The sequence below is a fragment of the Anaerolineales bacterium genome (genome assembly GCA_015075725.1).
GTDB lineage: Bacteria > Chloroflexota > Anaerolineae > Anaerolineales > Villigracilaceae > Villigracilis.
Window position 1 is genome coordinate 43664 of the sequence record JABTTV010000001.1, and the last position, 23849, is coordinate 67512.

Annotated in this window: 25 protein-coding genes and 1 other RNA gene; 15 read left to right on the forward strand and 11 right to left on the reverse strand. The window is 51.3% G+C overall.

All coding sequences use genetic code 11. The features are described 5' to 3' along the window. Positions 1 to 44: 44 nt before the first annotated feature. The 7 genes from HS100_00195 to HS100_00225 form a co-directional block, all read right to left on the reverse strand. A complete protein-coding gene (locus HS100_00195) occupies positions 45 to 269 on the reverse strand; it encodes a DUF4926 domain-containing protein (GenBank protein MBE7432312.1) in 225 nt (74 codons plus the stop codon). A gap of 44 nt (positions 270 to 313) precedes the next feature. Then, positions 314 to 739, reverse strand: coding sequence for a GNAT family N-acetyltransferase (locus tag HS100_00200; protein ID MBE7432313.1), 426 nt, complete (start codon positions 737 to 739; stop codon positions 314 to 316). A gap of 36 nt (positions 740 to 775) precedes the next feature. Next, positions 776 to 1075: a hypothetical protein gene (locus tag HS100_00205; GenBank protein ID MBE7432314.1), complete on the reverse strand. Its 300-nt coding sequence runs from the start codon at positions 1073 to 1075 to the stop codon at positions 776 to 778. Then, positions 1062 to 1358, reverse strand: coding sequence for a BrnT family toxin (locus HS100_00210; protein ID MBE7432315.1), 297 nt, complete (start codon positions 1356 to 1358; stop codon positions 1062 to 1064). The genes HS100_00205 and HS100_00210 overlap by 14 nt, the downstream gene beginning before the upstream one ends. A gap of 10 nt (positions 1359 to 1368) precedes the next feature. Next, positions 1369 to 2247: an NAD(P)H-binding protein gene (locus HS100_00215; GenBank protein ID MBE7432316.1), complete on the reverse strand. Its 879-nt coding sequence runs from the start codon at positions 2245 to 2247 to the stop codon at positions 1369 to 1371. A gap of 36 nt (positions 2248 to 2283) precedes the next feature. Then, a complete protein-coding gene (locus HS100_00220) occupies positions 2284 to 3510 on the reverse strand; it encodes a glycosyltransferase family 4 protein (protein ID MBE7432317.1) in 1227 nt (408 codons plus the stop codon). Positions 3511 to 3759: 249 nt separating this feature from the next. After that, the gene (locus tag HS100_00225; GenBank protein ID MBE7432318.1) at positions 3760 to 3900 is read right to left on the reverse strand and encodes a hypothetical protein; all 141 of its coding nucleotides are present in this window, start codon (positions 3898 to 3900) and stop codon (positions 3760 to 3762) included. A 535-nt stretch (positions 3901 to 4435) separates the two neighbouring features. On the opposite strand from HS100_00225, the gene aspS reads away from it, so the two are divergent. From aspS to HS100_00265, 8 genes are all read left to right on the forward strand, one after another. Further along, on the forward strand, positions 4436 to 6199 hold the full coding sequence (aspS, locus tag HS100_00230; protein ID MBE7432319.1) for an aspartate--tRNA ligase: 1764 nt from the start codon (positions 4436 to 4438) through the stop codon (positions 6197 to 6199). 26 nt (positions 6200 to 6225) lie between these two features. Beyond that, positions 6226 to 6450 carry a hypothetical protein gene (locus HS100_00235; protein ID MBE7432320.1) on the forward strand — a complete coding sequence of 75 codons (225 nt, stop codon included), beginning with the start codon at positions 6226 to 6228 and terminating at the stop codon, positions 6448 to 6450. A gap of 7 nt (positions 6451 to 6457) precedes the next feature. Further along, entirely contained in the window at positions 6458 to 6817 is a 360-nt protein-coding gene (locus tag HS100_00240; protein ID MBE7432321.1) for a type II toxin-antitoxin system PemK/MazF family toxin, read from the forward strand. Further along, positions 6814 to 7623: a 4-hydroxy-tetrahydrodipicolinate reductase gene (gene dapB, locus HS100_00245; GenBank protein MBE7432322.1), complete on the forward strand. Its 810-nt coding sequence runs from the start codon at positions 6814 to 6816 to the stop codon at positions 7621 to 7623. Before HS100_00240 ends, dapB begins: the two co-directional genes overlap by 4 nt. Before the next feature lie 95 nt (positions 7624 to 7718). Then, complete coding sequence (gatC, locus tag HS100_00250; GenBank protein ID MBE7432323.1) at positions 7719 to 8021, forward strand: Asp-tRNA(Asn)/Glu-tRNA(Gln) amidotransferase subunit GatC; 303 nt, start codon at positions 7719 to 7721, stop codon at positions 8019 to 8021. 2 nt (positions 8022 to 8023) lie between these two features. Continuing rightward, positions 8024 to 9067 (forward strand): adenosine deaminase, encoded by a 1044-nt coding sequence (gene add, locus HS100_00255; protein MBE7432324.1) that lies wholly within the window; start codon positions 8024 to 8026, stop codon positions 9065 to 9067. 3 nt (positions 9068 to 9070) lie between these two features. Next, positions 9071 to 10531 carry an Asp-tRNA(Asn)/Glu-tRNA(Gln) amidotransferase subunit GatA gene (gene gatA / locus HS100_00260; GenBank protein ID MBE7432325.1) on the forward strand — a complete coding sequence of 487 codons (1461 nt, stop codon included), beginning with the start codon at positions 9071 to 9073 and terminating at the stop codon, positions 10529 to 10531. Continuing rightward, entirely contained in the window at positions 10528 to 11397 is an 870-nt protein-coding gene (locus HS100_00265) for a DMT family transporter (protein ID MBE7432326.1), read from the forward strand. Before gatA ends, HS100_00265 begins: the two co-directional genes overlap by 4 nt. Positions 11398 to 11505: 108 nt before the next feature. Here the strand turns inward: HS100_00265 and HS100_00270 are convergent, their stop codons facing one another. Further along, positions 11506 to 11997, reverse strand: a complete 492-nt coding sequence (locus tag HS100_00270; protein MBE7432327.1) for a DinB family protein — start codon at positions 11995 to 11997, stop codon at positions 11506 to 11508. Between the two features lie 161 nt (positions 11998 to 12158). Between HS100_00270 and gatB the strand changes: the two genes are divergently transcribed. Continuing rightward, a complete protein-coding gene (gene gatB / locus HS100_00275; GenBank protein MBE7432328.1) occupies positions 12159 to 13613 on the forward strand; it encodes an Asp-tRNA(Asn)/Glu-tRNA(Gln) amidotransferase subunit GatB in 1455 nt (484 codons plus the stop codon). Positions 13614 to 13634: 21 nt separating this feature from the next. On the opposite strand, the gene HS100_00280 is transcribed toward gatB, so the two are convergent. After that, positions 13635 to 15365: a hypothetical protein gene (locus HS100_00280; GenBank protein MBE7432329.1), complete on the reverse strand. Its 1731-nt coding sequence runs from the start codon at positions 15363 to 15365 to the stop codon at positions 13635 to 13637. Positions 15366 to 15647: 282 nt separating this feature from the next. On the opposite strand from HS100_00280, the gene HS100_00285 reads away from it, so the two are divergent. The 6 genes from HS100_00285 to HS100_00310 all read left to right on the forward strand — a co-directional run bounded on the left by HS100_00285 (position 15648) and on the right by HS100_00310 (position 21868). Further along, positions 15648 to 16064 carry a DUF1801 domain-containing protein gene (locus HS100_00285; protein MBE7432330.1) on the forward strand — a complete coding sequence of 139 codons (417 nt, stop codon included), beginning with the start codon at positions 15648 to 15650 and terminating at the stop codon, positions 16062 to 16064. 241 nt (positions 16065 to 16305) lie between these two features. Next, on the forward strand, positions 16306 to 17649 hold the full coding sequence (asnS, locus tag HS100_00290) for an asparagine--tRNA ligase (GenBank protein MBE7432331.1): 1344 nt from the start codon (positions 16306 to 16308) through the stop codon (positions 17647 to 17649). Between the two features lie 149 nt (positions 17650 to 17798). After that, a non-coding RNA gene (ssrS, locus tag HS100_00295) (6S RNA) lies at positions 17799 to 17975 on the forward strand. A gap of 581 nt (positions 17976 to 18556) precedes the next feature. Further along, positions 18557 to 19468, forward strand: a complete 912-nt coding sequence (locus HS100_00300) for a methylated-DNA--[protein]-cysteine S-methyltransferase (GenBank protein ID MBE7432332.1) — start codon at positions 18557 to 18559, stop codon at positions 19466 to 19468. 62 nt (positions 19469 to 19530) lie between these two features. Beyond that, complete coding sequence (locus HS100_00305; protein ID MBE7432333.1) at positions 19531 to 20481, forward strand: EamA family transporter; 951 nt, start codon at positions 19531 to 19533, stop codon at positions 20479 to 20481. 43 nt (positions 20482 to 20524) lie between these two features. Beyond that, positions 20525 to 21868, forward strand: a complete 1344-nt coding sequence (locus HS100_00310) for a glutamine synthetase (protein ID MBE7432334.1) — start codon at positions 20525 to 20527, stop codon at positions 21866 to 21868. 85 nt (positions 21869 to 21953) lie between these two features. Here HS100_00310 and HS100_00315 read toward each other — a convergent pair whose 3' ends face one another. Together HS100_00315 and HS100_00320 are read right to left on the reverse strand one after the other, a co-directional pair. Then, a complete protein-coding gene (locus tag HS100_00315) occupies positions 21954 to 22682 on the reverse strand; it encodes an ABC transporter ATP-binding protein (GenBank protein MBE7432335.1) in 729 nt (242 codons plus the stop codon). Positions 22683 to 22685: 3 nt separating this feature from the next. Next, entirely contained in the window at positions 22686 to 23846 is a 1161-nt protein-coding gene (locus HS100_00320) for an ABC transporter permease (GenBank protein ID MBE7432336.1), read from the reverse strand. Positions 23847 to 23849: the final 3 nt, after the last annotated feature.

Below are 23849 nucleotides of genomic sequence, written 5' to 3' on the forward strand. Positions count from 1 at the left end.
TTATAAATCTGGGAGATTGTGAAAATTTCCCAGATTCTAATTATTTACGCATACGACCGAACGTGCAAAATATCCGCACGCTGCATGGGGCGAATATCACTGACGGGAAGCGTCGCTACGGCGATAGTTTCCCCTTCGCCAGTCACAAATTCCACTTCGTAGGTTTTGCCGTCCTCGTACACATGCACTACAGCACCCACGTCTCCACGCTCAAGGTGATATTCTTTCAAATCTTTAGCAAGCACGATGCTATCAAATTCTTTTATCATGTTTGTTGGATTATACCAACCTTAGCCGCAATTCCCTGGGCTGACTAATCCAACTCCTTCGTCATAAAATAACGTTGATGTCCGTGGGGGAAGTCTTTGAGTTCGCCATAGACTCGATAGCCTTGCTTTTTATAAAATTCTGGCGCTTGAAAACTGAAGGTGTCGAGATAGACGTGCTGTGCTCCGCGTTTGCGGGCTTCTTCTTCGGCGAGTGCCAGCAGGCGCGCCCCGTAGCCTTTGCGGCGCAAGTCCGGTCGCAGCCACATCAGGTCGATGTAGAGCCAGTTCCAGTAGGCGAGGGCGATGACTCCGCCCGCGACTCTTTCTTCTGAGTCGTACACAACAAAGCAGATGCGTTTGGAATTTTCCGGTCCCGCCTGCTCTTCGTTGAAAGCGTTGATGCCCCCACCGATGGCTTCCCAGATCGGGTCTTCGATCTTTTCGACTTGTTTAATCTGATATTCGTCCATTTCCCTTTTCTCTTCTGTGCAAGGTGTACATCGAAATTATTGATTTTGCACCATCACACCTGCTTCGACCATTGCTTTGGTCAGAGCAGATTCGGTCACGCCTTGTTTTTTCAGGCTGGCAATTAATTTTGTGACTTCAGGTTTTGCGTCCAATGCGGCGAGGTCTTCGCGAAGTCCCTGCCCGATATAGGCGCGGATCAAGGGCTGATAACCTGTAAATCCCTTATGCGGGGCGATGCGCTTGAGGTCGGCGATTACGTCATCGGGCATGCGAATCGTGATGGATGTCATCGAGCGTTTCTCGCTCAGTCGCTTTTTCAGTTTATTGATTTTCATATTTTTTTCTTTCCGCTTTTGTCGCTTTTCTTGCTGAAATTATTCTTATCGCCAGCCGACGCCAGACATAGGCAACATATAACAGACGCCATTTACGAGTCAAACCGATCGCCGCATCCCTCGTCTCGCCTTTTTCTTCTTGCGGTTCCACGGAGCGGATGAATGGATCAAAGAATATCTCGCAGGCTTCCATGAAAGACACTTCATGCTTTTGGACATTTGTCTCTGCCTTTTCACTGTCCCATTCAAAGTCAATATCTTCAAGTTTGTAAGTTGTCTTCATCGGTTTCAGTTTACCTTTTTGTATTTACGTTGTCAATACGGGTTTCAATTCCAATCCCCTCTTCAAAACTGCGCGGACTGAATCCAAAATCTCGTCGTGCTTCTTCGTACGAGAACGCCTTATCCTCATTGAGTCTCAGCACCTGTTCTGCTTTGATGGGCAAACGAAGTCCAATCCGCTCGGTGAATTGCAAGGCGCGGACGATGGGCATGTAGGGTAGGTGCAACTTCCACACGCGTTTGCCGAGCGCAGATGCCACCGTGTCGATGACCTGGTTATACGTCAGCGGGGCTTTGCCTGCGATGTTGTAACTCTTGCGGATGGTCACGTCGTTTTGCAGGGCAAGCAGCACGGCTTGAGCGACATCGTCCACGAAGATGGGCTGCTGCAACGACTCGCCGTCACCGAAGATGGGCAGGATGGGTGTCACTCTGAGCAGACGAATCAGCCGCCACATATTGCGGTCACGCGGAGAACCGTAGATCATGGTCGGGCGCAGGATGGTGTAGTCCAGCCCGCTGGCATGAATGACTTCTTCGGCGGCAAGACGCACGGATTTGCTGCCTGCGTTCAACTGCGTGAAGATAGCGGTGGTGCTGATGAAAATTCCGCGCTTCACGCCCGCCTCTTTCATGGACCTTAGAATTGATTCTGCGTGCCCGAACCCGAGTGATGCGATGTTGACGAGCACGTCCACGCCGCGCAGGGCGGCGGTGAATGTTTCAGGGTTGGCGAAGTCTCCTGTCGCCCACTCCACTGTCAGCGTAGAAAGAGGCGACCGGTCGCTTGTGGGGCGCACAAAGGCGCGGACTTGGAATCCGCTTTTGAGGAGGAGCGGGATGAGGCGAGAGCCGGTGAATCCAGTGCCGCCTGTGACGAGTATTTTCATGAAAGATTCAACCACGAAGGAAATCCTTTGTGACCCTTAGTGCTCCTTTGTGGTTAATGATTTTAGCAAGTTGAGGGTTTCATTCAACCTATCGCGGCGATCTAAATTCTTCACGAGATACTCGCGGGCGTTCGCACCCATCTCTTTCACCTGCGCGGGGTTCTGCGAGAGTTCGAGAATTTTCTGTGCAAGCATGGCATCATCCGCCGGGTGGACGTAGACGCCGCCATTCGACGACTCGATCAAATCGCGGGTGATGCCGTCGATGACGATGATGCTGGCGCGACCGGCTGCCATATAGTCGAAGACTTTGTTTGGGTAGGTGGTGCGGAAGGCGGGAATGTCTTGCAAAATGGCGAGACAAACATCGGCGGAGGCAACGATGCGAGGCATGTCCTTTTTAGGGCGCGTGCCCGCGAAGATGACGTTGGTGAGATTTTTATTTTGCGCTTCGGCTTCGAGGCGTGTTTTTTCTTTGCCGTCGCCGAATAATAAAAAATTAATTCGTTCTTCTTTCTTCAATCTTTCTGCCGCACGAAGCAGCGTATCAATATCGTTTGCCTGTCCCAGCGCCCCCGCATACAAGACCACGAATTTGTCTTCGAGGTTGAGTTCTTTGCGAATGGACGAACCATCAATAGACGGGTTGAACATGTCCACATCGGTGCCGTATGGAATGTAGGTGACTTTGTTGGCAGGCACACCTTTTGCAAGCATGTACTCACGATATGCAGGCGAGTTAACCAAGATGTGATCGGCGCGTTTGTATAAGAAGTTTTCGAGCCAGCGTGAAAGCGCAATGATGATGGGATTCTTCAACACGCCCATGCTGATGCCAAACTCGGGCCACAGGTCGCGCACTTCGAGCAGGAAAGGTTTGCGGCGCAGTGCCGCCACCACCCAGGCTGAAACGGCTTGAAAGATCGGGGGCGTGGTGCCCAGCACGAGGTCCACATTTTTGAGGTGCAGGGCAGTGAGTATGGATGAGAACATGAAACTGAAGAAGGCGATCACCCTCCAGAAATAACTGCGATGAATGGCGGGGTACATGTATGAACGGAAAACACGGATACCGTCTATGTTCTGCTCGGTGTAAAGTCCGCTGCGCTCCACAGTACGTTGCCCGGTCTGATAATTCAGATCGCTGGCGACGATGATAAGTTCGTGCCCGCGTTCTTTGAGGAATTTACCCATCTCAAAATGACGGGTATGCCCCGGCTCCTCGGGTGAGACAAAGACCTGGTTGATGAGTAAAATCTTCATGCCAGGGAAATTATAGCAGGGGGAGTTGCCGAATGTTCAGGATGACCGCCACCGCTTGTTCGTACAGTTTATCTCATTATTTGATTAGCCTCCCTGCGAACCTGTTATTGTTATACAGAAGGGATCACCGAAGGACCTGAAAAGATTCTTCCCGGTGCTGCGTGCAATAAAAGAATTCTTTCCAGACATCCCATTAAACGAGGAGAGCGCCGGTCGGGCGCCCTCCTCTTCAATACATGTACGCATGCCTCACAACCGCGAACGATGATCCACTATGCGTTCGTCGATCACAACATATTTCTTGCGGTCGCTCAATACTTTTTCGGTCGATGAAATCAAGCCGTACAATACGAAAAGAGCGATACCGGTAATGAATATTGTGGTAACCATTGGAACCTCCTTACTTCGGCAAAACTGCCGTTCGATTCATGATGCGAAACCACATGATAACGGATGAGTATTGGAATCTCATTAATGGATCAAGGTCCCCGCCTCATGACGGACCTGTATCCGGGTAGCCCATTGGTTGCATTTATCCTCCCTTTACTTGAATCCTGCCAAAAAATGTTCACTATTGGGCTGATTCGGTTTCAGACTAGCTCTTCCGATGAACTGGCTACGCGCAGACGAGAATCCGAGCGTTTAGCAACTTGCCTCGAACAATCGCGGCTTCTCATGCTATAATCCCGCCACGATGAAGCACCCGATCCACTTTGCCAACAACGATAATAATAATGATAATGACGATCTCCCCTATCGTTGGGCGAAGCCTTGCTAGTTGACAACGCAAATCAAGTCAAGCCAATCGCCCGACGCAGAAGCGCAGGGCGATTTATTTTATCTATTCCATGTCATTTGCGAGAGCGGCACAATTCCGCTCGAAGCAATCTCCCCGCAATGACATAATCCTTTCGGAGGCGCAAGAATGTACAGAACTCATCTTTGTGGAGAATTAAGAGCCAGTCATGCCGGGCAGACCGTCACACTCGCAGGCTGGGTAAATCGACGCCGCGATCACGGCGGGGTGGCATTCTTTGACCTGCGTGACCGCGCAGGCATTGTTCAGGTCACCATCAATCCCGACTTGCCCAAAGAAATGCTTGATCTCGTTGCAGATGTGCGCAATGAGTGGGTTTTACAGATCGAAGGCGTGGCACAAAAACGCCCTGAAGGGATGGAAAATCCCAAAATGGAAACGGGCGAAGTAGAGGTCATTGCCAAAAATGTGACCGTACTCAACCCGTCCAGGACTCCGCCGTTCATGGTCAACACCGATAACGACCTGCCCGACGAGAACATGCGTTTGAAATACCGTTACATTGACCTGCGCCGCGAACGCCTGACCAGGAATATGGTGCTGCGGCATAAGATCGTCAAGTTCATGCGCGACTATCTCGATAAAGAAGGCTTTATCGAGATCGAAACGCCGATCATGTTCAAAGCGACTCCGGAAGGCGCGCGCGATTACCTCGTTCCTTCCCGCATTTACCCGGGTCAGTTCTACGCATTGCCCCAGTCGCCCCAGCAGTTGAAACAATTGCTGATGGTGGCAGGCATGGACAAATATTTCCAGATCGCGCGCTGCTTCCGCGATGAAGACCTGCGCGGCGACCGTCAGCCCGAATTCACACAGCTAGACCTTGAGATGTCTTTCGTGCAACGCGACGATGTGTTGGATCTGGTCGAAGGCCTGTTCACGGCGATGCTGCCTGAAGTGGCGCCTTACAAGAAGTTGTTTTCTTCGCCGTGGCCCAAGTTCTCTTATAAGGAAGTGCTCGAGCGCTTCGGCACAGACAAACCCGACCTGCGCTTCGGCATGGAGTTGATCGACGTCACCGATATTTTAGCGAAGAGTGAGTTCAAGGTCTTCCAGTCTGCGTTGGAGGCGGGCGGTGTGATCAAGTGCATCGTCGCTCCCAAGTCTGCGGAGATGTCACGCAAGGAACTCGACGCGCTCACCGGAGTGGCGAAGTCGTTTGGGGCGAAGGGAATGCCCTATTTGGCGGTAACAGCCGAGGGCGTGAAAGGAAGCGCGGCAAAGTTCTTTAAGGAGGAAGAACTGGCAGCGTTGAAAGAAAAAACGGGAGCAGGAGTCGGCGATCTGATCGTCTTCGCTTCTGATGCCCGCGCGGTGGTCAACAAAACGCTGGGCGGGCTGCGCCTCTGGTTCCGCGATAGGTTGGATTTGGCAGATAAAAATATGATGGCATTCGCGTGGGTTGTGGACTTCCCGTTCTTTGCGTTCAATGAAGAAACGCAAACATGGGAGTCGGAACATCATCCGTTCACGATGCCGAAGATGGAAGACCTGCCGAAGTTCGATACCGATCCTGGCGCGGTGCTTTCGGATGCGTATGACATGGTGTGTAACGGATATGAGACCGCCTCAGGCTCGATCCGTATTCACCGCCGCGATATTCAGATGAAGATGTTCCAGTTGCTCGGCTTGAGTGACGAGGATATTCAGAAGAAATTCGGTCACATGCTGGAGGCGTTCGAGTATGGCGCTCCCCCGCACGGCGGCATGGCTCCGGGCATTGACCGTCTCGTGATGCTGCTGGCGGACGAACCGAACATCCGCGAAGTGATCGCCTTCCCGAAGAACCAGAACGGACGCGATGTGATGGCGGATGCTCCGTCTGAGGTGGAGCCGAAGCAGTTGAAAGAACTACATATCAAATTTAGTTAGGATAAAACAGGAAAGAAAAGGAAACCATGAACATAAAAGAATTGATCGTCAATAAAACAGCGAAGTTTGTATACTGCACCGACGGAGCGCTGTGGTATGACGTCGATGGTTTTCGTTTTCCTGTTCCATTCGAAGAAACAGTTGGTGCTTATTTCAAGCCCGAACATAAAGCGATCAACCTGATGCGCTGGATACGCAAACAGTTGGAAGAGAACGATGAGCAACGGAAGGCACAATCAAAAGTCAGGTAATGTGTCGATGGGCGCCAAACAAGGTGATGTGTTTTGGATCACACCAAATAAAACAAACGGGATCGGATCCGATCACATTCATCCGCATGTTGTCATTCAGGTACACGTACAAAATAAAGTGGCCGTTTGTGCTTTGACCACAAACCTAAAGCGCGCCAAGGACCCTGGCAATGTACTGCTCGATGAAGGTGAAGCTGGTCTTCCAAAACAAAGTGTCATCGTTGCGTCACAAGTCAATACAGTGGACGAAATGCAATTAGGTGAATATATCGGGACATTGACTGAGCAAAGGATTCATCAAGTGCTGGCTGGTATGCGTTTTTTACAGTTCATGATCCAACACTACGAGAAGGAAGCATATTTATGACCATTCGAGTTTGTCTTGCTGGCGCTACAGGTTGGGCGGGGTCTGCGGTTGCCAGAACAATTGCTAAATTAGATGACATTGTGCTGGTCTCTGCGGTTTCACGCACCCATGCTGGCAAGACGCTTGGCGAGGCGTTGAACGAGTCAAGTTTGGCTTGCCCCATTTATGCAACGGCACAGGAAGCATTGGCAGCTCGACCGTGTGATGTGTTCTTTGAATTCACAAAGCCGGATGTGGCGAAATTAAACGTGCTGAGCGCCTTGCAGCACGGAGCGCACGTCGTGGTTGGCACATCGGGATTGACGGACGAAGACTACACCGAAATTGCATTTTTTGCCGACAAATCTCAGCGTGGTGTTCTGGCTGTCGGCAACTTTGCCTTGACCGTTGTCCTGCTTCAAAAGTTCGCCGAGATTGCGGCGCGCTTCATTCCGCAATGGGAGATCATCGACTTCGCCAGCGATGGCAAAAAGGACTCCCCCAGCGGAACGGTGCGTGAGTTGGCGAATCGGCTGTCAAAGGTCCGCTCTTCGGAGCTGACCGTGCCCTTGGAAGAAATACAGGGCGTCAAAGAGACGCGCGGCGCACGGATGAGCGGTTCGCAGGTACACTCTCTGCGATTGCCCAGTTACACCATTTCGGCTGAAGTCATCTTCGGCATGCCCGACCAACGGCTGACCCTCCGTCACGATTCAGGTACCAGCGCCCAGCCTTATGTGGATGGTTCTTTATTGGCAATCCGCAAAGTCAGTTCGTTTGTCGGTCTGCGCCGCGGATTGGATAGCGTGTTGCACTTTGAGATGTAGAAAGCAATTCACAACAAAGGGTCACGAAGATGCACGAAGGCTTTAAAATCTTTTCCTCCGTGTTCCCTTGTGACACTTCGTGGTAAAGAGGATATATGACCCAGACCATCGATACCAAAACCGTCAAGCACGTCGCATTCCTCGTTCGCCTCGGAATCTCCGAAGAGGAAGCGCAAAAATTCAGCGGACAGTTTTCCTCCATCATTGACTATTTCAATATGCTCAATGAAGTCGACACATCCAATGTCCTGCCCGTTTCGGATATCGCCAACGCCGAAAACGTGCTGCGCGAAGACGAAGTCAAACCGTCCATGAGCCGCGAAGAATTCCTCAAGAACGCGCCAAATTCAGAGCGCGGGTATGTCAAGGTCCCGACCGTCTTAGGCGACGAGCAATAAACATGGGAATCCAGATCAAGGATTTCATTGAGCAAATGCCCAAGGTGGAACTTCATGTTCACCTTGAAGGTTCGGTTGTTCCAGAAACATTATTGATACTCGCCCAAAAAAATAACATTGCACTTCCTGCTAATAATCTGGATGAACTGAGGGAATGGTATATCTTCAAGGACTTCGATCACTTCATTGAAATTTACAGCATCATCGCTGGTTGTTTTCGCCATGCGGATGATATTGAATTAATCGCGCGAGAATTCTTGATTGGACAGGCAAAACAAAATATCCTTTACAGTGAAGTGACCTTTACACCATACAGCCAATTTGCCGCCAGCGGACTGGGTTTTCACGAGCAAATGGACGCTGTAGAACGGGCGCGTTTGTGGGCGAATGAAGAGCTCGGCGTGGATTTGGGAATCATTGTTGATATTCCTCGAATGATCCCTGCCAAGGAAGGCGACGTAGTTGCGGATTGGGTTATCGAACGATATGGAGACGGATTATTGATCGCCCTTGGCTTGGGCGGACCAGAGATCGGAAACCCGCCCGAAAAATTCAAGACGGCATTTGATAAGGTTCGCGCAAAGGGGATTCCCTGCATTCTTCATGCTGGCGAGACAATGGGACCTGAAAGCATCTGGCAGGCATTCCTATTTGCAGACAGTTTGCGGATCGGTCATGGTGTGCGTGCTATCGAGGACCCAAACCTTGTTGAGCACTTGCGAGAAAAGCAAATCCCGCTGGAGGTCTGTCCGACCAGCAACATTTGCCTCAAAGTTTATCCGTCTCTTGAAGAGCATAGCCTTACCCAGTTGTTGAACGAAGATCTATTTATAACCATCAACAGCGATGACCCGCCCATGTTCAACACGACCCTCACGAATGAATTCCTTCAATTACAGGGACTCCATCATTGGGACATGAATCTCATCGAAAAATTAACCTTCAATGCTCTGAACGCCAGCCTATTATCTCTTGAGCAAAAACAAGCTTTGACCAATAAAATCCAAAATCAATTCAAGCAATTACGCTCGCAACTTTCGGTGTAGCCTATGCAACTAACCAACCTCACCATCCGAGAAGCTCACGAACTTCTCACCACCAAGAAAATCTCCTCCGTCGAACTGACCCAAGCCATGCTTGACCGCATCCACGACGTGGACAAGAAGGTCAAGTCCTACGTCACCGTCACGGATGATCTCGCGCTGGAGCAAGCCAGGAAAGCCGATGAGCGCATTGCCAAAGGCGAGAACGTCACGCCGCTGACGGGCATTCCTTTTTCAATGAAGGACTGCATCTCCACGCGTGACGTCCGCACGACATGCTCCTCCAAGATTCTTGAGAACTACGTTCCGCAGTACAACGCCACCGTCACGAACAAACTCGCAGACTCTGGCGCTGTCCTCGTCGGCAAGACCAACATGGACGAGTTCGGCATGGGGTCTTCGTGTGAAAACTCTGCGCTATTCCCCACGCACAACCCGTGGGATCTCGAACGCGTCCCTGGTGGTTCGAGCGGCGGCGCGGCGGCGGCAATGTCGGCAAGCCTCGCTACCTTCACCATCGGCGAAGACACGGGGGGATCGGTCCGTATGCCCGCGGGATTTTGTAATGTCACTGGAATCAAACCAACTTATGGTCGTGTCTCTCGCTACGGACTTATCGCTCTCGTTTCTTCCTTCGATTCCATCGGTCCCATGGCCCGCGATGCTTACGACTGCGCGACTGTCCTTGAACACATCGCCGGTCACGACCCGCACGACAGCACCACGTATCATTCACCAGTTCCTATTTACACTCAACACATCAACAAGCCCGTCAAGGGAATGAAACTTGGGATCCCGAAAGAATATTTCGTAGCTGGCATGGAAGCGGGCGTTGAGTCCGCCATGCAGGAAGCCATTCGAACCTACGAAAAACTCGGCATGGAGATTCACGAAGTCTCGCTCCCCCATACCAAATACGGCTTGCCTGTTTACTATCTTCTGCTCTTCGCCGAAGCCAGTTCCAACCTCGCCCGCATGGACGGCACACGTTTTGGTCTCTCCATTTCGGAAGGTGCGAAGGATGTCATCGACATCTATCTCAAGACTCGCCACGAAGGTTTTGGCGATGAGGTCAAGCGCAGGATCATGCTTGGCGCGTATGCCCTCTCAGCGGGATATTATGACGCGTATTACTTGAAGGCGCAAAAAGTGCGCACGCTTCTTCGTCGGGACTTTGAAACTGCTTTTTCCAAAGTGGACATTCTCCTCGCCCCGACCTGTCCCACCACCGCCTTCAAACTCGGCGAAAAGACCAGCGACCCGCTCGAAATGTACCTCTCGGATATTTATGTCGTTGCGACGAATCCCGCTGGCGTCCCTGCCCTTGCGCTCCCCGCTGGCTTCTCCAAGGACATGCCCGTTGGCATGCAACTCATCGGTAAGCACTTGGATGAGCAAACGTTATTCCAAGTCGCTTATGCGTATCAACAAGTCACCGATTGGCATAAGCAAAGTCCCAACTTATGAGCATTACACTACTCAGCATCTTATCTGGAATAACAGGCATGTTTGGGTGGGGATTGTATGATTTTCTGGGCGGCGTTTTCGCCAAACAGATCGGACCTTACAAATCGTTTTTCTGGTCACAACTGGCTGGGCTGGCATCCATGCTTTTACTCGCCATTTTAATATCCCCCAGCATGGACATCCCTTCAGTTGTGATTTTCCTTTTCCCCGTCGCGGCGCTTCTTTACTCGGCAGGCTATTTGTTCTTCTTCAAAGGCTTTGAGGTTGGCAACATGTCCATTGTTGCCGCCACCATGAACTTGTGGGCGGTGTTCACCATGTTGTTCGCCTTCACCTTCATGGGACAACGTCTTACTGTCACCCAAACCGTCGGCGTCCTGATGATCCTTACGGGTGTGACACTCGCATCCCTGAACTGGAGCGAGATCCAACAGCGAAAGTTTCAACTTTCTACAGGGGTCAGGGAAGCCATTGCTGGAGCCTTCTTCTTCGGCATTTACTGGAATGTCAGCGAGACCATCGTGGAAGAAGTCGGTTGGCTGGTCAGCACGGCGTTGATCAAATTGGGCATCGTTGTTTTTATGCTGCTCTTTTTCGCAATTTCAAAGCGCGGGATGGGTCTGGCGGGCACCGCCGGAAAAACCATATCTGCCATCTTCGTCATGGGTGTGATTGAAGCGGGATCGGTTGCAGTTGTCAACTACGGTTTGACTATCGGAGACGCGATCCTGATCACTCCCATCGCATCCGCTCTATCGATAGTTACAATCTTATTGGCGATCATTTTCCTTAAGGAAAGAATCACCAAAACACAAGGAATTGGCGTAGCCACGGCAGTTGTCGGAATCGTGGTTACAGGTTTATAAAACGAATTGGAGCAAGCACAACGGACTTTACGGCGATAGATGAAGAACGATAGACCATACGCCTTCGACTTTTTACCTTACCCATCGTCCACCGTCAATCGTCCATGGTCACGGATGTTCGTACACGTAAAAAATATAATCCTGATATTTCGTATCCACGCCCAGATCGTGCAAGGCACGCAGAAGTTGAGCGCGATGATCGGTGGCGTGATTAACAATATGAAGCAAGACCTGCCAGACGATCAAGTCCTTGTCCTCTTCGGGATCGGTGATCGGCTTGGAGAACAACTGGTCATCCTGTAAGTTTGCCAGATAGGCACGAGTGTTCTGCTCGACCACATCCCACAACGAGCGGATGGCATCACGGTCATCGACCTCAGTTGTTTCTGGCAACGGCTCAGACGGCTGAACGCCGCGCAACTCGCTGATCCAAACATCCTCCACATCAACAAGGTGGACGAGTTGCTCCCGAATTGAGCCGCGAGAGTAATCCATTTTCTGAGTAAATTGCTCAAAGGTCAACGCAGCGACATGTTCCAAGATCTTGCGGTTCTCGGCAAAGTGATAGTTGTAAAAATGGCAAAAGGCATCTGCATTCATAAGTAAGGCTCCTTTTCACAAGTAAAGTTATTATAGCAAACGGAAATAGACCATTGACCACAGACCACGGACGATAGACCTTCGACTTTTGACCTGCGATTTTCCATCGTCAGTCGTCTATCGTCCATCGTCAATTCACTAACTAACGAGACCACTCAACTATGAAACCAACCTACGAACCTGTCATCGGACTTGAAATTCACGGCGAGTTACTCACCAACTCCAAAATGTTCTGCAGTTGCTCTGCGGATTATGGCTCCGCGCCGGAACCGAACTCGAACATCTGCCCGGTCTGCACGGGGTTGCCGGGCGCCATGCCGGTCGTCAACAAAAAGGCGACGGAACTTGCCGCGTTGGTCGGTCTCGCGTTGAACTGCTCCATCAACAAGCACAACACCTTTGCGCGCAAAAATTATTACTACCCCGACCTGCCCAAGGGTTATCAAATTTCGCAATATGAATTACCAATCGCAGAAAAAGGTTGGCTCGAAGTCAATGATGGCAGCGAGAATCAACTCAAGGTCCGCGTGAGGCGGGTTCACATCGAAGAAGACACTGCCAAACTTTCTCACGAAAAAAATTACGCGCTGGTTGATTTCAATCGTGCAGGCGTGCCTTTGCTTGAGATCGTCTCCGAGCCCGATATTCGCACCGTCGAAGCCGCGCTCGATTACGCCACGAAGGTCCGCGCCATTTTGCGTTACCTCGGCGTCAACTCGGGCGACATGGAAAAAGGCGTGCTGCGTTTTGAGGCAAATATTTCTGTGCGTCCCGTCGGCAGTGACGAGTTCCGCACGCGCACCGAAATAAAAAATCTCAACAGCTTCCGCGCGCTCGTCCGCGCTTCGCAATATGAGATCGAACGCCAGATCAAAATTTACGAGGCAGGCGGCACGGTCGTGCAAGAAACTCTCGGCTGGGACGATGTTCGGGGTGTGACGACCAGCCAACGGTCGAAGGAAGAGGCGCACGATTATCGCTACTTCCCCGAGCCTGACCTGCCTCCGCTTCAGTTATCGGATGCGTGGATCGCGGAAATTAAATCCCGCTTGCCCGAACTGCCGGAAGCAAAAACATCGCGCTTCATTTCAGACTTTGGGCTGACTCCGTCCGAGGCGCGTTTTCTCACCTCCGAGCGGACTCTCGCGGACTACTTCGAGAGCGTGGTCTCAAATTCAAAAAGCCCCGCCAAGACCATCCACTCGTGGATCTCGGGTGAGTTCATGCGCTACTTGAATGACTCAGGCTTGAGCATTGATGATGTGACTCTCGTGCCCGAAACGCTCGCAAAGTTAATTGACATGGTGACGGATAAAACCATTGGCGCGAGCGCAGGCAAAACCGTGCTGACCGAACTCTTCAAAAATGGCGGCGACCCAGCACAGATCGTGAAAGAAAAAAATCTCTTGCAGATGACGGATGTGAACGCCATTCAAGAGATCGTGACGAAGATTTTGAACGACAACCCCAAAGAAGTGGACGACTACAACGCGGGCAAAGAGACGCTGTTCCAATGGTTCATGGGTCAGGTGGCGAGAGCCACAAAAGGCAAAGCCGACCCGAACGTGGCGAAGGAATTGATGGTGAAGGGGTTGGAAGAGCGAAAGAAATCGTAAATCACTACAAAAAACCCGCGATTATTCATCCGACAAAAATAATGGCTCGCCGTCGTCCATGCCTCCCACGATTATTCCATCGTCTACTGCGGCTCCACTGGTAGCATAGGGAGCCGTTATTAATGGTTCAATCTTTGCCTCCAGGATTGTTACATCTTTATAAAGATAAGCAAATACTGCCGGAAAAACATCCTGCAAAACGGTTATATCGTCATATGCCACATAATCCCCCGTCGGCCACCTGACAGCCAAAAAGGTGCCATGCCTGTCCTGAATATCAAGGCGGGTTATCTCTGAAATATCGTCTGTGGTCTCATAGCAATTCTTGGTTAGATAGGGACCATGATCACCTGCGATAATCACAATTGCCTGAGGGTCCTCCTTAAGTATCAGATCAACATCCTGTCTCATTTCGATGTTGGCGGTTTCCAACCTTTCTTCAAATAATTCGGTCTCATTTGGCAGGCAGGCCCCTGAATTCTGACTGTGAGTGGGGACGTCAGTATGCATATAAATAAATCCCTGTGTACTCGCAACCTCTTTGAAAAAATCCCGCTTCGCTTCAATAAATTGATCCCTGGTCACTTCTTGATATCCAACATTCTCAATATCAAACCTGAACTCCCCAAGAAAAATCGCCTTGGAAAGCCTGGCGAGTGGCGGGGTAACGTCACCTGGAAATGAATAATCATAATTTTCTTCATATCCGCTAAAAAAGTAATCGGACCAGAATGCGCCATATGTCTCGTAACCAATGTCTCGTAATAACTTTTGTGTTACGCCATCCCCAGAGACCGCCCTTCTTTCGTTGCCATAATATTCCGCCGTCGCGTTTAGAACGCTATTCATGGTTGGAATAGTCGCGGCACCAACAGAATACGTATGTGGATAGAGAATAAACCCCTGTGTGGTCAGGAATTCCTCCTGAGCACTATTATCAATACCATAGCCCAACATTGTCTCATTAGGTACGTAAGCATCATAGATAAGCAAATAAATATTCGGCGAAAATTCAGGATTTTTACCCTCCACAAGGGGCAATAATTTGTTCCCTTCAAAAAGAGGGGATTGGCTAGCCGCCACGACGGACTGCGATTGAAACTGAATCGAACTATTAACCACAAAATTAATAATGATAAATGCGTGCAACAACCATTTTGCATTCAATAATAATATCCAAGCCATCAGAAAGACAACACTAAAGAATAATAATTGAATCCAAAGGACCCCTTTTTCAAACCAGTTATAGTAATTACTGATGGAAGCCATATTGGTTATGGTAATAGTAAATGCCAACCCCAGGGCTATCAGTATCCTATTCGGCATCAAAATTCCAAACAAAGCAGGGATGGCTAGTATAAAAATCCCCGCAAAAAGAGCGGAGAAAACCGCCAGGTAAAGGGAATCCGTTGAGGACAGAATCTCCTTGTTGTTCAGGATATATTGAATAACAGGTGTCAATGGAAGTAAAAGGAGAAACAGATCCTCAAGATAAAACTTTCTAGTCAAATGCCTGAACCGAGCTCCATCCCTGTTGTCGGATCTCGAAATTAATCCAGACAACAGCCAAATGGCTATTGTCAGCAGTAATGTAAATTCTTGAAGACCGGTAACGAAAAAATAATTTACGCCCTGGAGGGAAAAGCGGGAGGAAAAAAATAAAAAAATAACGCAATATAATAACAGCACAATTGGCGGCACGATAAAGTTTAAACTTGAGGGTCTAATGGTTTTTGCTGGTTTTGAAATCATATATTAATCCCATGTTCCTTTAATATGGTGCTTTGAAAAAAATTGGGTAAAGTTGTCCGTGTGAAGAGACAAGCCCATCCAATCTTTCTGAATGATACTCAATCTATGCTAATTACGCCACCCTGCCCCCGTTGCGAAAGAGTTGATGGTGAATGGGCTGGCGGGGCGAAAGAAATAACAATAGTCGGATTGCGAAGTCCTCAAAGAGGAGTAATTTGACCTGCGAAAAATAGAACGGATATGCTAAAATCACGCCACCTTTTAGTATAAGGAGTTGACCCGATGGCAGAGCCAAAAACTCAAAAAACAAAGGCAAGTGTCAAGGCGTTTCTGGAGAGCATCCCCAACGAAGGGACCCGCGCCGATTGCTTCGAAATTGTGAAGATGATGAAGCAAGCCACCAAAGCGGAGCCTGCCATGTGGGGCGGCAGCATTGTGGGTTTTGGGGAATACATGCTGACCTACGCCAATGGAAGCCAACTGCCCTGGCCCCTGATCGCCTTTTCGCCCCGCAAGCAATATATCACCCTTTACGTCGACCCCGCCTCTGACACCTATGAAAGCCACCTCAAAAAACTCGGCAAACATTCCACGGCAAAGGTATGTTTGTACATCAAAAAGCTGGCAGACGTGGATAAGAAAGTGCTCAAAGAGATCATCGTTGACTCCGTGAAGGCGACGAAGAAGTTGAAAAGATAATTCACGAGTTCTAACCTATCGTCCATATTGTGAATACCACGAAAGGTTTAATCGTGAAGTACCAGGGTCTTGTCATGTTGAGCCGCTTTGCGGCGAAGCATGAATCCGGCTGTCGCAGAGATCTATCGCCTATCGGCTCAGGGTGACATACTTATTAGATTTCACCCGATCTTTCCATCGCCACATTTTATTAAATCTCATCTGCTATAATTGAAAAAAAAATAATTCTAAAGGATTTTTCATGGCTGAATACGTCAGCGTTTCAAAAATATCAAACTACATCGGGCAGGATGTCGTCCTCAAGGGCTGGGTCTACAATCGCACGGATAAGGGCAAACTGGTCTTTTTGCTCGTGCGCGATGGTTCGGGCTTCATACAATGCGTCGCCTTCAAAGGCGATCTGACGCCCGAACTATTCGAGACGGTCTCCAAACTGCCGCAGGAATCGTCGGTGGTCATTACCGGCTCCGTGCGCGAAGATAAGCGCGCGCCCGGCATTCCTGGCGGGTTCGAGGTCGGCATCAAGGACTTGCAGGTCGTCCAAGCCGCGGACGTTGATTATCCGATGGCGCTCAAAGACCACGGTCCCGATTTCGCGCTCGACCATCGTCATTTGTGGATTCGGATGCAAAGTCAATGGGCGATCCTGCGCGTCCGCGTGCGGGTCATGTCCGCGGTGCGCGAGTATTTGGATGGACAGGGCTTCTTCAATCTCGACACGCCCATCCTGACCCCCGCCGCTGCCGAAGGGACGACGACTCTTTTCGAGACCGAATATTTCGATGAAGGATCGGCTTTTCTTGCACAAACCGGGCAACTCTACAACGAAGCCAACATCTTCGCTTTTGGAAAAGTTTATTGCTTCGGTCCCACCTTCCGCGCGGAGAAATCAAAAACACGCCGCCACCTGACCGAGTTCTGGATGCTCGAACCCGAGATCGCCTTTTGCGACCTGGACGGTTTGATGGAAGTGGAAGAAGGGATGATTTCCTACATCGTCCAGTCTGTGTTAAGGGATTGCGCCGCCGAGTTAAAATCGCTAGGCAGGGATGTGACAAAATTGGAGAATATCTCCGCGCCCTTCCCTCGCATGTCCTACGATGATGCTGCAAAATATCTGATCGAACTCTACGAAAAAGAGACCGATCCCGATAAGAAGGAATTGCTCAAATTCGAATGGGGCATGGATTTCGGCGCCCCGCACGAGGTGGAGTTGACGAAATTAAACGACAAACCGCTGTTCGTTTACGGCTACCCGAGCGCGGTCAAAGCCTTTTACATGGAGCCCTGGCCCGGTCGCCCCGAAGTTTGCAAATCTGTGGATTTGCTCGCGCCTGAAGGCTACGGCGAAATTTGCGGCGGCTCAGAGCGCATGTCTGACCATGACGCGCTGCTGGTGCGAATCAAAAAGGAGGGTCTGCCTGAGGAAGCGTTCAAGTGGTATTTGGAATTAAGGAAATACGGTTCGGTTCCCCACTCGGGATTCGGCATGGGCGTGGAAAGGGTCGTCGCCTGGCTGTGCGGCATCGAGCACATCCGCGAGGCGATTCCCTTCCCAAGGACGATCAAAAGGGTGTATCCGTAACCGGAAAACCGGATCAAATCTCCCCGTCGAATATAGAGGCGGGGACATCCCTCTTTCTATAGCACAGAATTCCTCTCAGGGCAATTGTTTCATGAGAAGGATTAATCCGTCAATTTCTTTCCTTGTGCTTTGGATTATGGTATAAGAACTGTGCCCTGCGATGTGCGTGATATTGCACTTACGTTTTGAGCCAACACCTCATAAAAGGGTCCTTATCTCAACGGAAATAACGCGATAGGCCTGAGCCAAGGCGGCGTTTCCCGGTCAGGACCCACCTGCGCAAGCAGGTTCAAAACCCGGCAATACACGGCATGTGCGGGGTACCGAGTATCGAAGATCCGACAGGTTCAGTACCTGTCGGGTCTTTTTTATCAAGACCAATGGACTGCCGCAAGACCCGCCAATCGAGAAACGTTCACCGATCCGCCACTTGACGAACTCCCTGCCTGCGTGTAAAATCGCCGCCATTGTCTGGTTGGGATCACAATCGAATAAACGGAGATTTAGCGGCTGGGTCCCGCTTTTGGTTTCGATACGCCCTTCGGGTCGATCAACCAACAACGGGATCACGAGGTAGAGGTTCTCCCGTGCGAACGGGACGCTAATCGCCCTCACCCCACCCCTCTTCCGAGGGGAGAGGGAAAGAGCGAGAAAATCGGATAGATCAGCGGATGCCTCTGGAGTCGGTTCACCGGCTTCCTTCTCCCTTCCAAAGCAAGCGTATCCACGAAAACCGCATGGCAACAGGCGGGACAAGTGAGCGTAGTGAGCGGGCAGTTTTGCCTGTTTGTTTGGAAGGGCATTTGTTTTAAATACCGAAGCGGATAAAACAGACATGCCCAGGCGTGTCTGTTTTATTTTGCCCTCACCCCTTCCCTCTCCCAGGAAAGAGAGGGGGAAAGTGAAAATGAGCAAGAATCGGGTCGCAAGCATCGGGAACGCCAAATACAATCTCGTGCAAGAAAAGGAGATTGATATGGAAAAAGAACTCGAACCTTTACAACACTATCGGCTGATCGAACAAGCCATTGAGTACATCGAAGCCAATGTGCAGAATCAGCCCGAACTGGCGGAGATTGCCTCGGCTGTGGGGCTGAGCGAGTATCACTTTCAACGCCTGTTCACCCGCTGGGCGGGCATCAGCCCCAAACGCTTCATGCAATTCCTGACGAAGGAACAAGCGAAGGAAATCCTCGACCGGTCGGAGAATCTGCTGGATACCACGCATCAGGTCGGACTATCGAGCCTGGGTCGGCTCCATGACCTTTTCGTCAACACCGAAGCCGTGACCCCTGGCGAGTACAAGTCGCGCGGGGAAGGCGTGACCATCCGGTATGGGATCCACATTACGCCGTTCGGGAAATGCCTGATCGCCACAACCGAGCGCGGAATCTGCCACCTCGGGTTTATCGATGGAAGCGAAGGCAGGGCGGTCGATAACCTGGTGAGCCATTGGAAGCACGCAAGCATGACCGAGGATTACGCCAGTACCGTTCCGCTCGTCAACCGCATCTTCCTGGACGGGAAGCCTGATGCTCCTCTCAAGCTCCACCTTCGCGGGACGAATTTCCAGATCAAGGTCTGGGAGGCGCTTCTCAGTGTCCCATCCGGCGCGCTGACCACTTATGAGCAGATCGCTACTCATATTGGCAATCCGCGTGCTGTCCGCGCAGTGGGAAGCGCGGTGGGAGACAATCCGATCGCATATCTCATCCCGTGCCATCGGGTGATCCGCAAAAGCGGCGAATTCGGGAATTATCTGTATGGATCGGTCCGCAAGAAGGCGATTTTAGCAAGAGAATTAGCAGTATTGGAGTAAGCAGAAAGACCTGGCTGGTCCTGAAGACCTGTCAGGTCTTCGACTAAACAAAAGGGAATCGAATGAAATCAAAAATCTGGGTCGCGTTAATCACACTTTATATCGTTTGGGGTTCGACGTATTTCGGAATCAAAGTCGCCATCGAGACCATTCCGCCCTTCTTTCATGCGGCGATACGATTCCTCATTTCGGGTGTGCTCATCCTGCTCTGGCAGAAAGCCGCTGGGCAGGAAATGCCCACCCGCAGGCAGTGGGGCTCCACATTCATCATCGGCAACCTGTTGTTGTTGGGCGGAAATGGGCTTGTCTCCTGGGCGGAACAATTCATCCCATCGGGCATTGCGGCCTTGACCATTGCCACGGTTCCTCTCTGGCTGGTTATCCTCGAGGCGATGCGCCCGGGGGGAATCAAACCTACGTGGCAGGCAATCACCGGCCTGGCGATCGGTTTTCTTGGCATATTTATCCTGGTTGGACCCGCCGAATTCTCAGGCGGCGGGATGAAGCTGGATCCCTTCGGCGTGATCGCCCTGCTTACCGCATGTATTTTGTGGGCGATCGGCTCGATTTACAGCAAGTCTGCGGATTTGCCGAAATCGTCTTTTATGACGACAGGCGCGGAAATGCTCATGGGCAGTATCGGCTTGATCGTCGTCTCGTTGTTGACGGGCGAATTGAACGGATGGAACCCGGCTGAGACGTCGACGCGGTCGTTGATCGGGCTGGTTTATCTCATCACCATCGGGTCGATCATTGGGTTCGGATCGTACATCTGGCTGCTGCAAAACGCGCCGATCTCACTCGTCGCCACGTATGCATATGTCAATCCGATCGTGGCCGTGATCCTTGGATATCTATTTGGAAACGAAGCGCTGGAGCCGCGCATCTGGCTGGCGACCGCGATCATTATCGGCGCAGTCATATTCATCAACAGCAGGGGCAGGCCTCGGGTCCAGAAAGAGGCGGAGGAGGTTTCTCAAGTGGAAAGTGACAAGTTTGGAATCCATCGGTAATGGAAGGCATAATGAAAATTTCAAATCAAAAAGGAGATAAAAAATGGACGTAAAAGATCTAATCAAAAAAGTAAAGGAAGATAATGTCAAGTTCCTTTCGCTCCAGTTCACGGATGTGCTCGGCGCGGTCAAGAGCGTGGATATGCCGATCCGCCACCTCGAGGATGTGCTGAATGACGGCGCATGGTTCGACGGTTCGTCGGTGGAAGGCTTTGCGCGCATTCAGGAAAGCGATATGCGCCTCAAGATCGATCCCGATACTTACGCGGTCCTGCCGTGGTCTTCGGCAGAGTCCCGCCGTGCGCGCGTGTTCTGCGATATTTTCACCCCCGCCGGGGAACCCTTCGAAGGCGATCCACGCGGCGCATTAAAGCGCATCCTCAAAAAGATCGACGAGCGGGGCTGGAAGTTCAACATCGGTCCCGAACCGGAGTTCTTTCTCTTCAAAGGACCGAACGGCAGCAATGGCGTTCACCCTGTCCCCCACGATACCGGCGGTTATTTCGATTTCTCTTCGTTCGATGAAGCGGTTGTCGTACGCACGGCGTTGATGGATGCACTCGATGCGATGGGGCTCGATGTGGAAGTGGGACACCATGAAGTGGCGCTCGGCCAGCACGAGATCGACTTCCGCTTTGCGGATGCGCTGAAGACCGCCGATAACGTCCTGACCTTAAAATACACCGTCAAAGCCATCGCCGCCCAGCACGGACTCACCGCCTCATTCATGCCCAAGCCTGTCTTCGGCATCAATGGTTCCGGCATGCACTGTCACCAGAGTCTCTTCGATGCCAAGAGCGGAAAAAACCTGTTCTTCGACGCCAAGGACGAAGCCCACCTTTCCCCGCTGGCATACTCCTTCATCGCCGGTCAGCTCGAACATGCCCGCGCACTCGCCGGTGTGGTTGCGCCGACGGTGAACTCGTACAAACGCTTGGTCCCCGGTTATGAGGCTCCCGTTTACATCGGCTGGGCGCAGCAAAACCGCTCCGCGCTGATCCGCATTCCGCGCTATACGGAAGGGCGCGATAAATCCGTCCGCGCCGAACTGCGCTTCCCCGATCCGTCCTGCAATCCGTATCTGGCATTTGCTTCCATGCTTGCCGCCGCGCTTGACGGCATCGATAAGGGTGCGAAGCCGTCCAAGCCGTTGAACAACATCAACCTGTACCACCTTGACAGGGAAGAACGCGCCAAGCTGGGTGTGACCGAACTGCCCGGCTCTCTGGCTGAATCCCTGACTGAACTGTCGAAGGACGATGTGATCAAGAACTCCCTCGGCGATTACCTCACCGAAGCCTACCTGCGCGCGAAGTGGGAAGAGTGGGACGAGTTCCGTTTACGCGTTACGGATTACGAGATCGAACGATATCTCGAAACGGCGTAGTCAGGTATCACCGGTTTGTACCCGGCAATCAAAAAGGCATCCGGAGATATCGGATGCCTTTTTGATATATCTGAAATTTCTTTGATCAGTGAACAGTTGCGCTTACAAGTTCACGGATTTCCTTTTTCGATTCGTACACCCGCACAAGATTGCCGTCCTGCATTTGCAGGACGCGGTCGACGAATTGGCACATGCGCAAATCATGCGTGACGATAATTCCCGCCCGCCCATTTTCATGGATCAGATTGGCAAAAGTCTCCACCACTTGAAATGCGCGTTCAGTATCGAGGGAGGCGGTGGGTTCATCCGCCAGGACGAGCGCCGGGTTGTGGATCAAAGCCCGGGCGATTGCCACTCTCTGCTGTTGACCGCCGGACATTTGGGCGGGGAGATTGTGTAATCGTTCAGCCAGGCCGAGGCGGGCGAGCAGTTCATCTGATCGGATGCGGCTGCCATGGTCGATTTTTCCGTTCAGGCGCAGCATGAATTCCACGTTCTCCCGGGCAGATAGATAAGGGATCAGGTTATTCGCTTGAAACGTAAAACCGATCCTTTCGCGACGCAGCTTTACGCGTTCTTTCTCGCTCATTAGAGCAAGATTTTGCCCATCGATTACGACCTGCCCGCTGGTGGGAGTCAAAAGCGCGGCAAGGATGGAAAGCAGGGTTGTCTTGCCGGAACCGCTGGGCCCGACCAACGCCACAAACTCACCGAATTTCACCTGAAACGATACCTGATTCACCGCGTTTATGGCTGCGCCGTCCAGTGTGAACGTCTTGACCAGGTCGCGGACTTCCAATGCAACATCAGACATTTTCTAACCTAACCTTAGAGCCTTGAGCGGCTCGATACGAACTGCATAGATGATGGACACCAGCCCTCCCAATGGACCGATGAACAGAAGCAATGCGATGGCAATCAGGGAACGCGTGCCATTGAACGCCAGCGGAATGGTGGGAGGCAAACCTAGCGAAAAAAGATAGTTCAACGTGGCACCGATCCCAACTCCCATGGCGGTCACAAAGATGATCTGGATCACGGCGGAGAGTCCGACCACAAAATTCGAGGACCCAATGGCTTTCAAGACGCCGATCTGCGGCACTTTTTGAAGTACCTGGATCTGGAAAAATCCTCCAATGACCAAAATACCGATCAGCAGTGTAAAGGCGCCCTGGGTTTGGACCGTCCCTTGCTGCGCCGAATAACCGGGAATGTTATTGATGGTGGTTTCAATATCGGCAACTTCGATATTGGGAACCCGTTCCTGCAAGCGCATTTTCATTTCCTCGATCTGGGATGGATCCTGCAACTTGACGGCAACGATATTCGGATAGGGCGTGTCACTGCTCAGGTCTGCTTCAGGTTGCGGACGGATCAGTTCCCACGTGGACGGGGGGACAAAAATGGTTGGTTGAAAAAAGTACGCTTGTTTATCCACAAGTCCCACGATGGTCAATGTGAAGAACTCGTCTTCGGTACCCTGCGTGGAGCGAATCTCGATCACATCGCCGATCTGCAGGTTGGTACGCTGTGCCACGCTCATATCCATGACGGCTTCGCGCGCCTCGCCTCCGCGGAAATAACGTCCGCCCAGCAGAGGCGGCATGCCGGGTCGCTCCGCTTCCACGCCCAACATGGAGATCTTCAATGGCTCAGGAAGTGAGACAATTTCGGAATTGGACGTGTAAATGGGACCGGCATCCGCCACCCCCTCCACACGCCTCACGGCTTTGATTGTGTTCGTCTCGAGGCGGCTGGCGGTGATGCTGTAATCGGATTTTTCAAGAAAGACGATCAACTGCGCGTCGAGATTGGCGACATACTGCCGGTTTGCATCCGACAACCCCTCCCCCAGCGCGGCAATGAAGAGGACCAACACGGTGATCAGCGCAATGACCAAAGCCACCATCAGGAACCTACCACGGTTGCGAATCACTTCCTTGAGGGCAAGATAGGCGGCAATAAATAAACTATTCATATC

Bases quoted from the DNA above. Each gene is read 5' to 3' on its own strand.
- HS100_00195 (MBE7432312.1), bottom strand. From the start codon at position 269: ATGATAAAAGAATTTGATAGCATCGTGCTTGCTAAAGATTTGAAAGAA.
- HS100_00200 (MBE7432313.1), bottom strand. From the start codon at position 739: ATGGACGAATATCAGATTAAACAAGTCGAAAAGATCGAAGACCCGATC.
- HS100_00205 (MBE7432314.1), bottom strand. From the start codon at position 1,075: ATGAAAATCAATAAACTGAAAAAGCGACTGAGCGAGAAACGCTCGATG.
- HS100_00210 (MBE7432315.1), bottom strand. From the start codon at position 1,358: ATGAAGACAACTTACAAACTTGAAGATATTGACTTTGAATGGGACAGT.
- HS100_00215 (MBE7432316.1), bottom strand. From the start codon at position 2,247: ATGAAAATACTCGTCACAGGCGGCACTGGATTCACCGGCTCTCGCCTC.
- HS100_00220 (MBE7432317.1), bottom strand. From the start codon at position 3,510: ATGAAGATTTTACTCATCAACCAGGTCTTTGTCTCACCCGAGGAGCCG.
- HS100_00225 (MBE7432318.1), bottom strand. From the start codon at position 3,900: ATGGTTACCACAATATTCATTACCGGTATCGCTCTTTTCGTATTGTAC.
- aspS (MBE7432319.1), top strand. From the start codon at position 4,436: ATGTACAGAACTCATCTTTGTGGAGAATTAAGAGCCAGTCATGCCGGG.
- HS100_00235 (MBE7432320.1), top strand. From the start codon at position 6,226: ATGAACATAAAAGAATTGATCGTCAATAAAACAGCGAAGTTTGTATAC.
- HS100_00240 (MBE7432321.1), top strand. From the start codon at position 6,458: ATGGGCGCCAAACAAGGTGATGTGTTTTGGATCACACCAAATAAAACA.
- dapB (MBE7432322.1), top strand. From the start codon at position 6,814: ATGACCATTCGAGTTTGTCTTGCTGGCGCTACAGGTTGGGCGGGGTCT.
- gatC (MBE7432323.1), top strand. From the start codon at position 7,719: ATGACCCAGACCATCGATACCAAAACCGTCAAGCACGTCGCATTCCTC.
- add (MBE7432324.1), top strand. From the start codon at position 8,024: ATGGGAATCCAGATCAAGGATTTCATTGAGCAAATGCCCAAGGTGGAA.
- gatA (MBE7432325.1), top strand. From the start codon at position 9,071: ATGCAACTAACCAACCTCACCATCCGAGAAGCTCACGAACTTCTCACC.
- HS100_00265 (MBE7432326.1), top strand. From the start codon at position 10,528: ATGAGCATTACACTACTCAGCATCTTATCTGGAATAACAGGCATGTTT.
- HS100_00270 (MBE7432327.1), bottom strand. From the start codon at position 11,997: ATGAATGCAGATGCCTTTTGCCATTTTTACAACTATCACTTTGCCGAG.
- gatB (MBE7432328.1), top strand. From the start codon at position 12,159: ATGAAACCAACCTACGAACCTGTCATCGGACTTGAAATTCACGGCGAG.
- HS100_00280 (MBE7432329.1), bottom strand. From the start codon at position 15,365: ATGATTTCAAAACCAGCAAAAACCATTAGACCCTCAAGTTTAAACTTT.
- HS100_00285 (MBE7432330.1), top strand. From the start codon at position 15,648: ATGGCAGAGCCAAAAACTCAAAAAACAAAGGCAAGTGTCAAGGCGTTT.
- asnS (MBE7432331.1), top strand. From the start codon at position 16,306: ATGGCTGAATACGTCAGCGTTTCAAAAATATCAAACTACATCGGGCAG.
- HS100_00300 (MBE7432332.1), top strand. From the start codon at position 18,557: ATGAGCAAGAATCGGGTCGCAAGCATCGGGAACGCCAAATACAATCTC.
- HS100_00305 (MBE7432333.1), top strand. From the start codon at position 19,531: ATGAAATCAAAAATCTGGGTCGCGTTAATCACACTTTATATCGTTTGG.
- HS100_00310 (MBE7432334.1), top strand. From the start codon at position 20,525: ATGGACGTAAAAGATCTAATCAAAAAAGTAAAGGAAGATAATGTCAAG.
- HS100_00315 (MBE7432335.1), bottom strand. From the start codon at position 22,682: ATGTCTGATGTTGCATTGGAAGTCCGCGACCTGGTCAAGACGTTCACA.
- HS100_00320 (MBE7432336.1), bottom strand. From the start codon at position 23,846: ATGAATAGTTTATTTATTGCCGCCTATCTTGCCCTCAAGGAAGTGATT.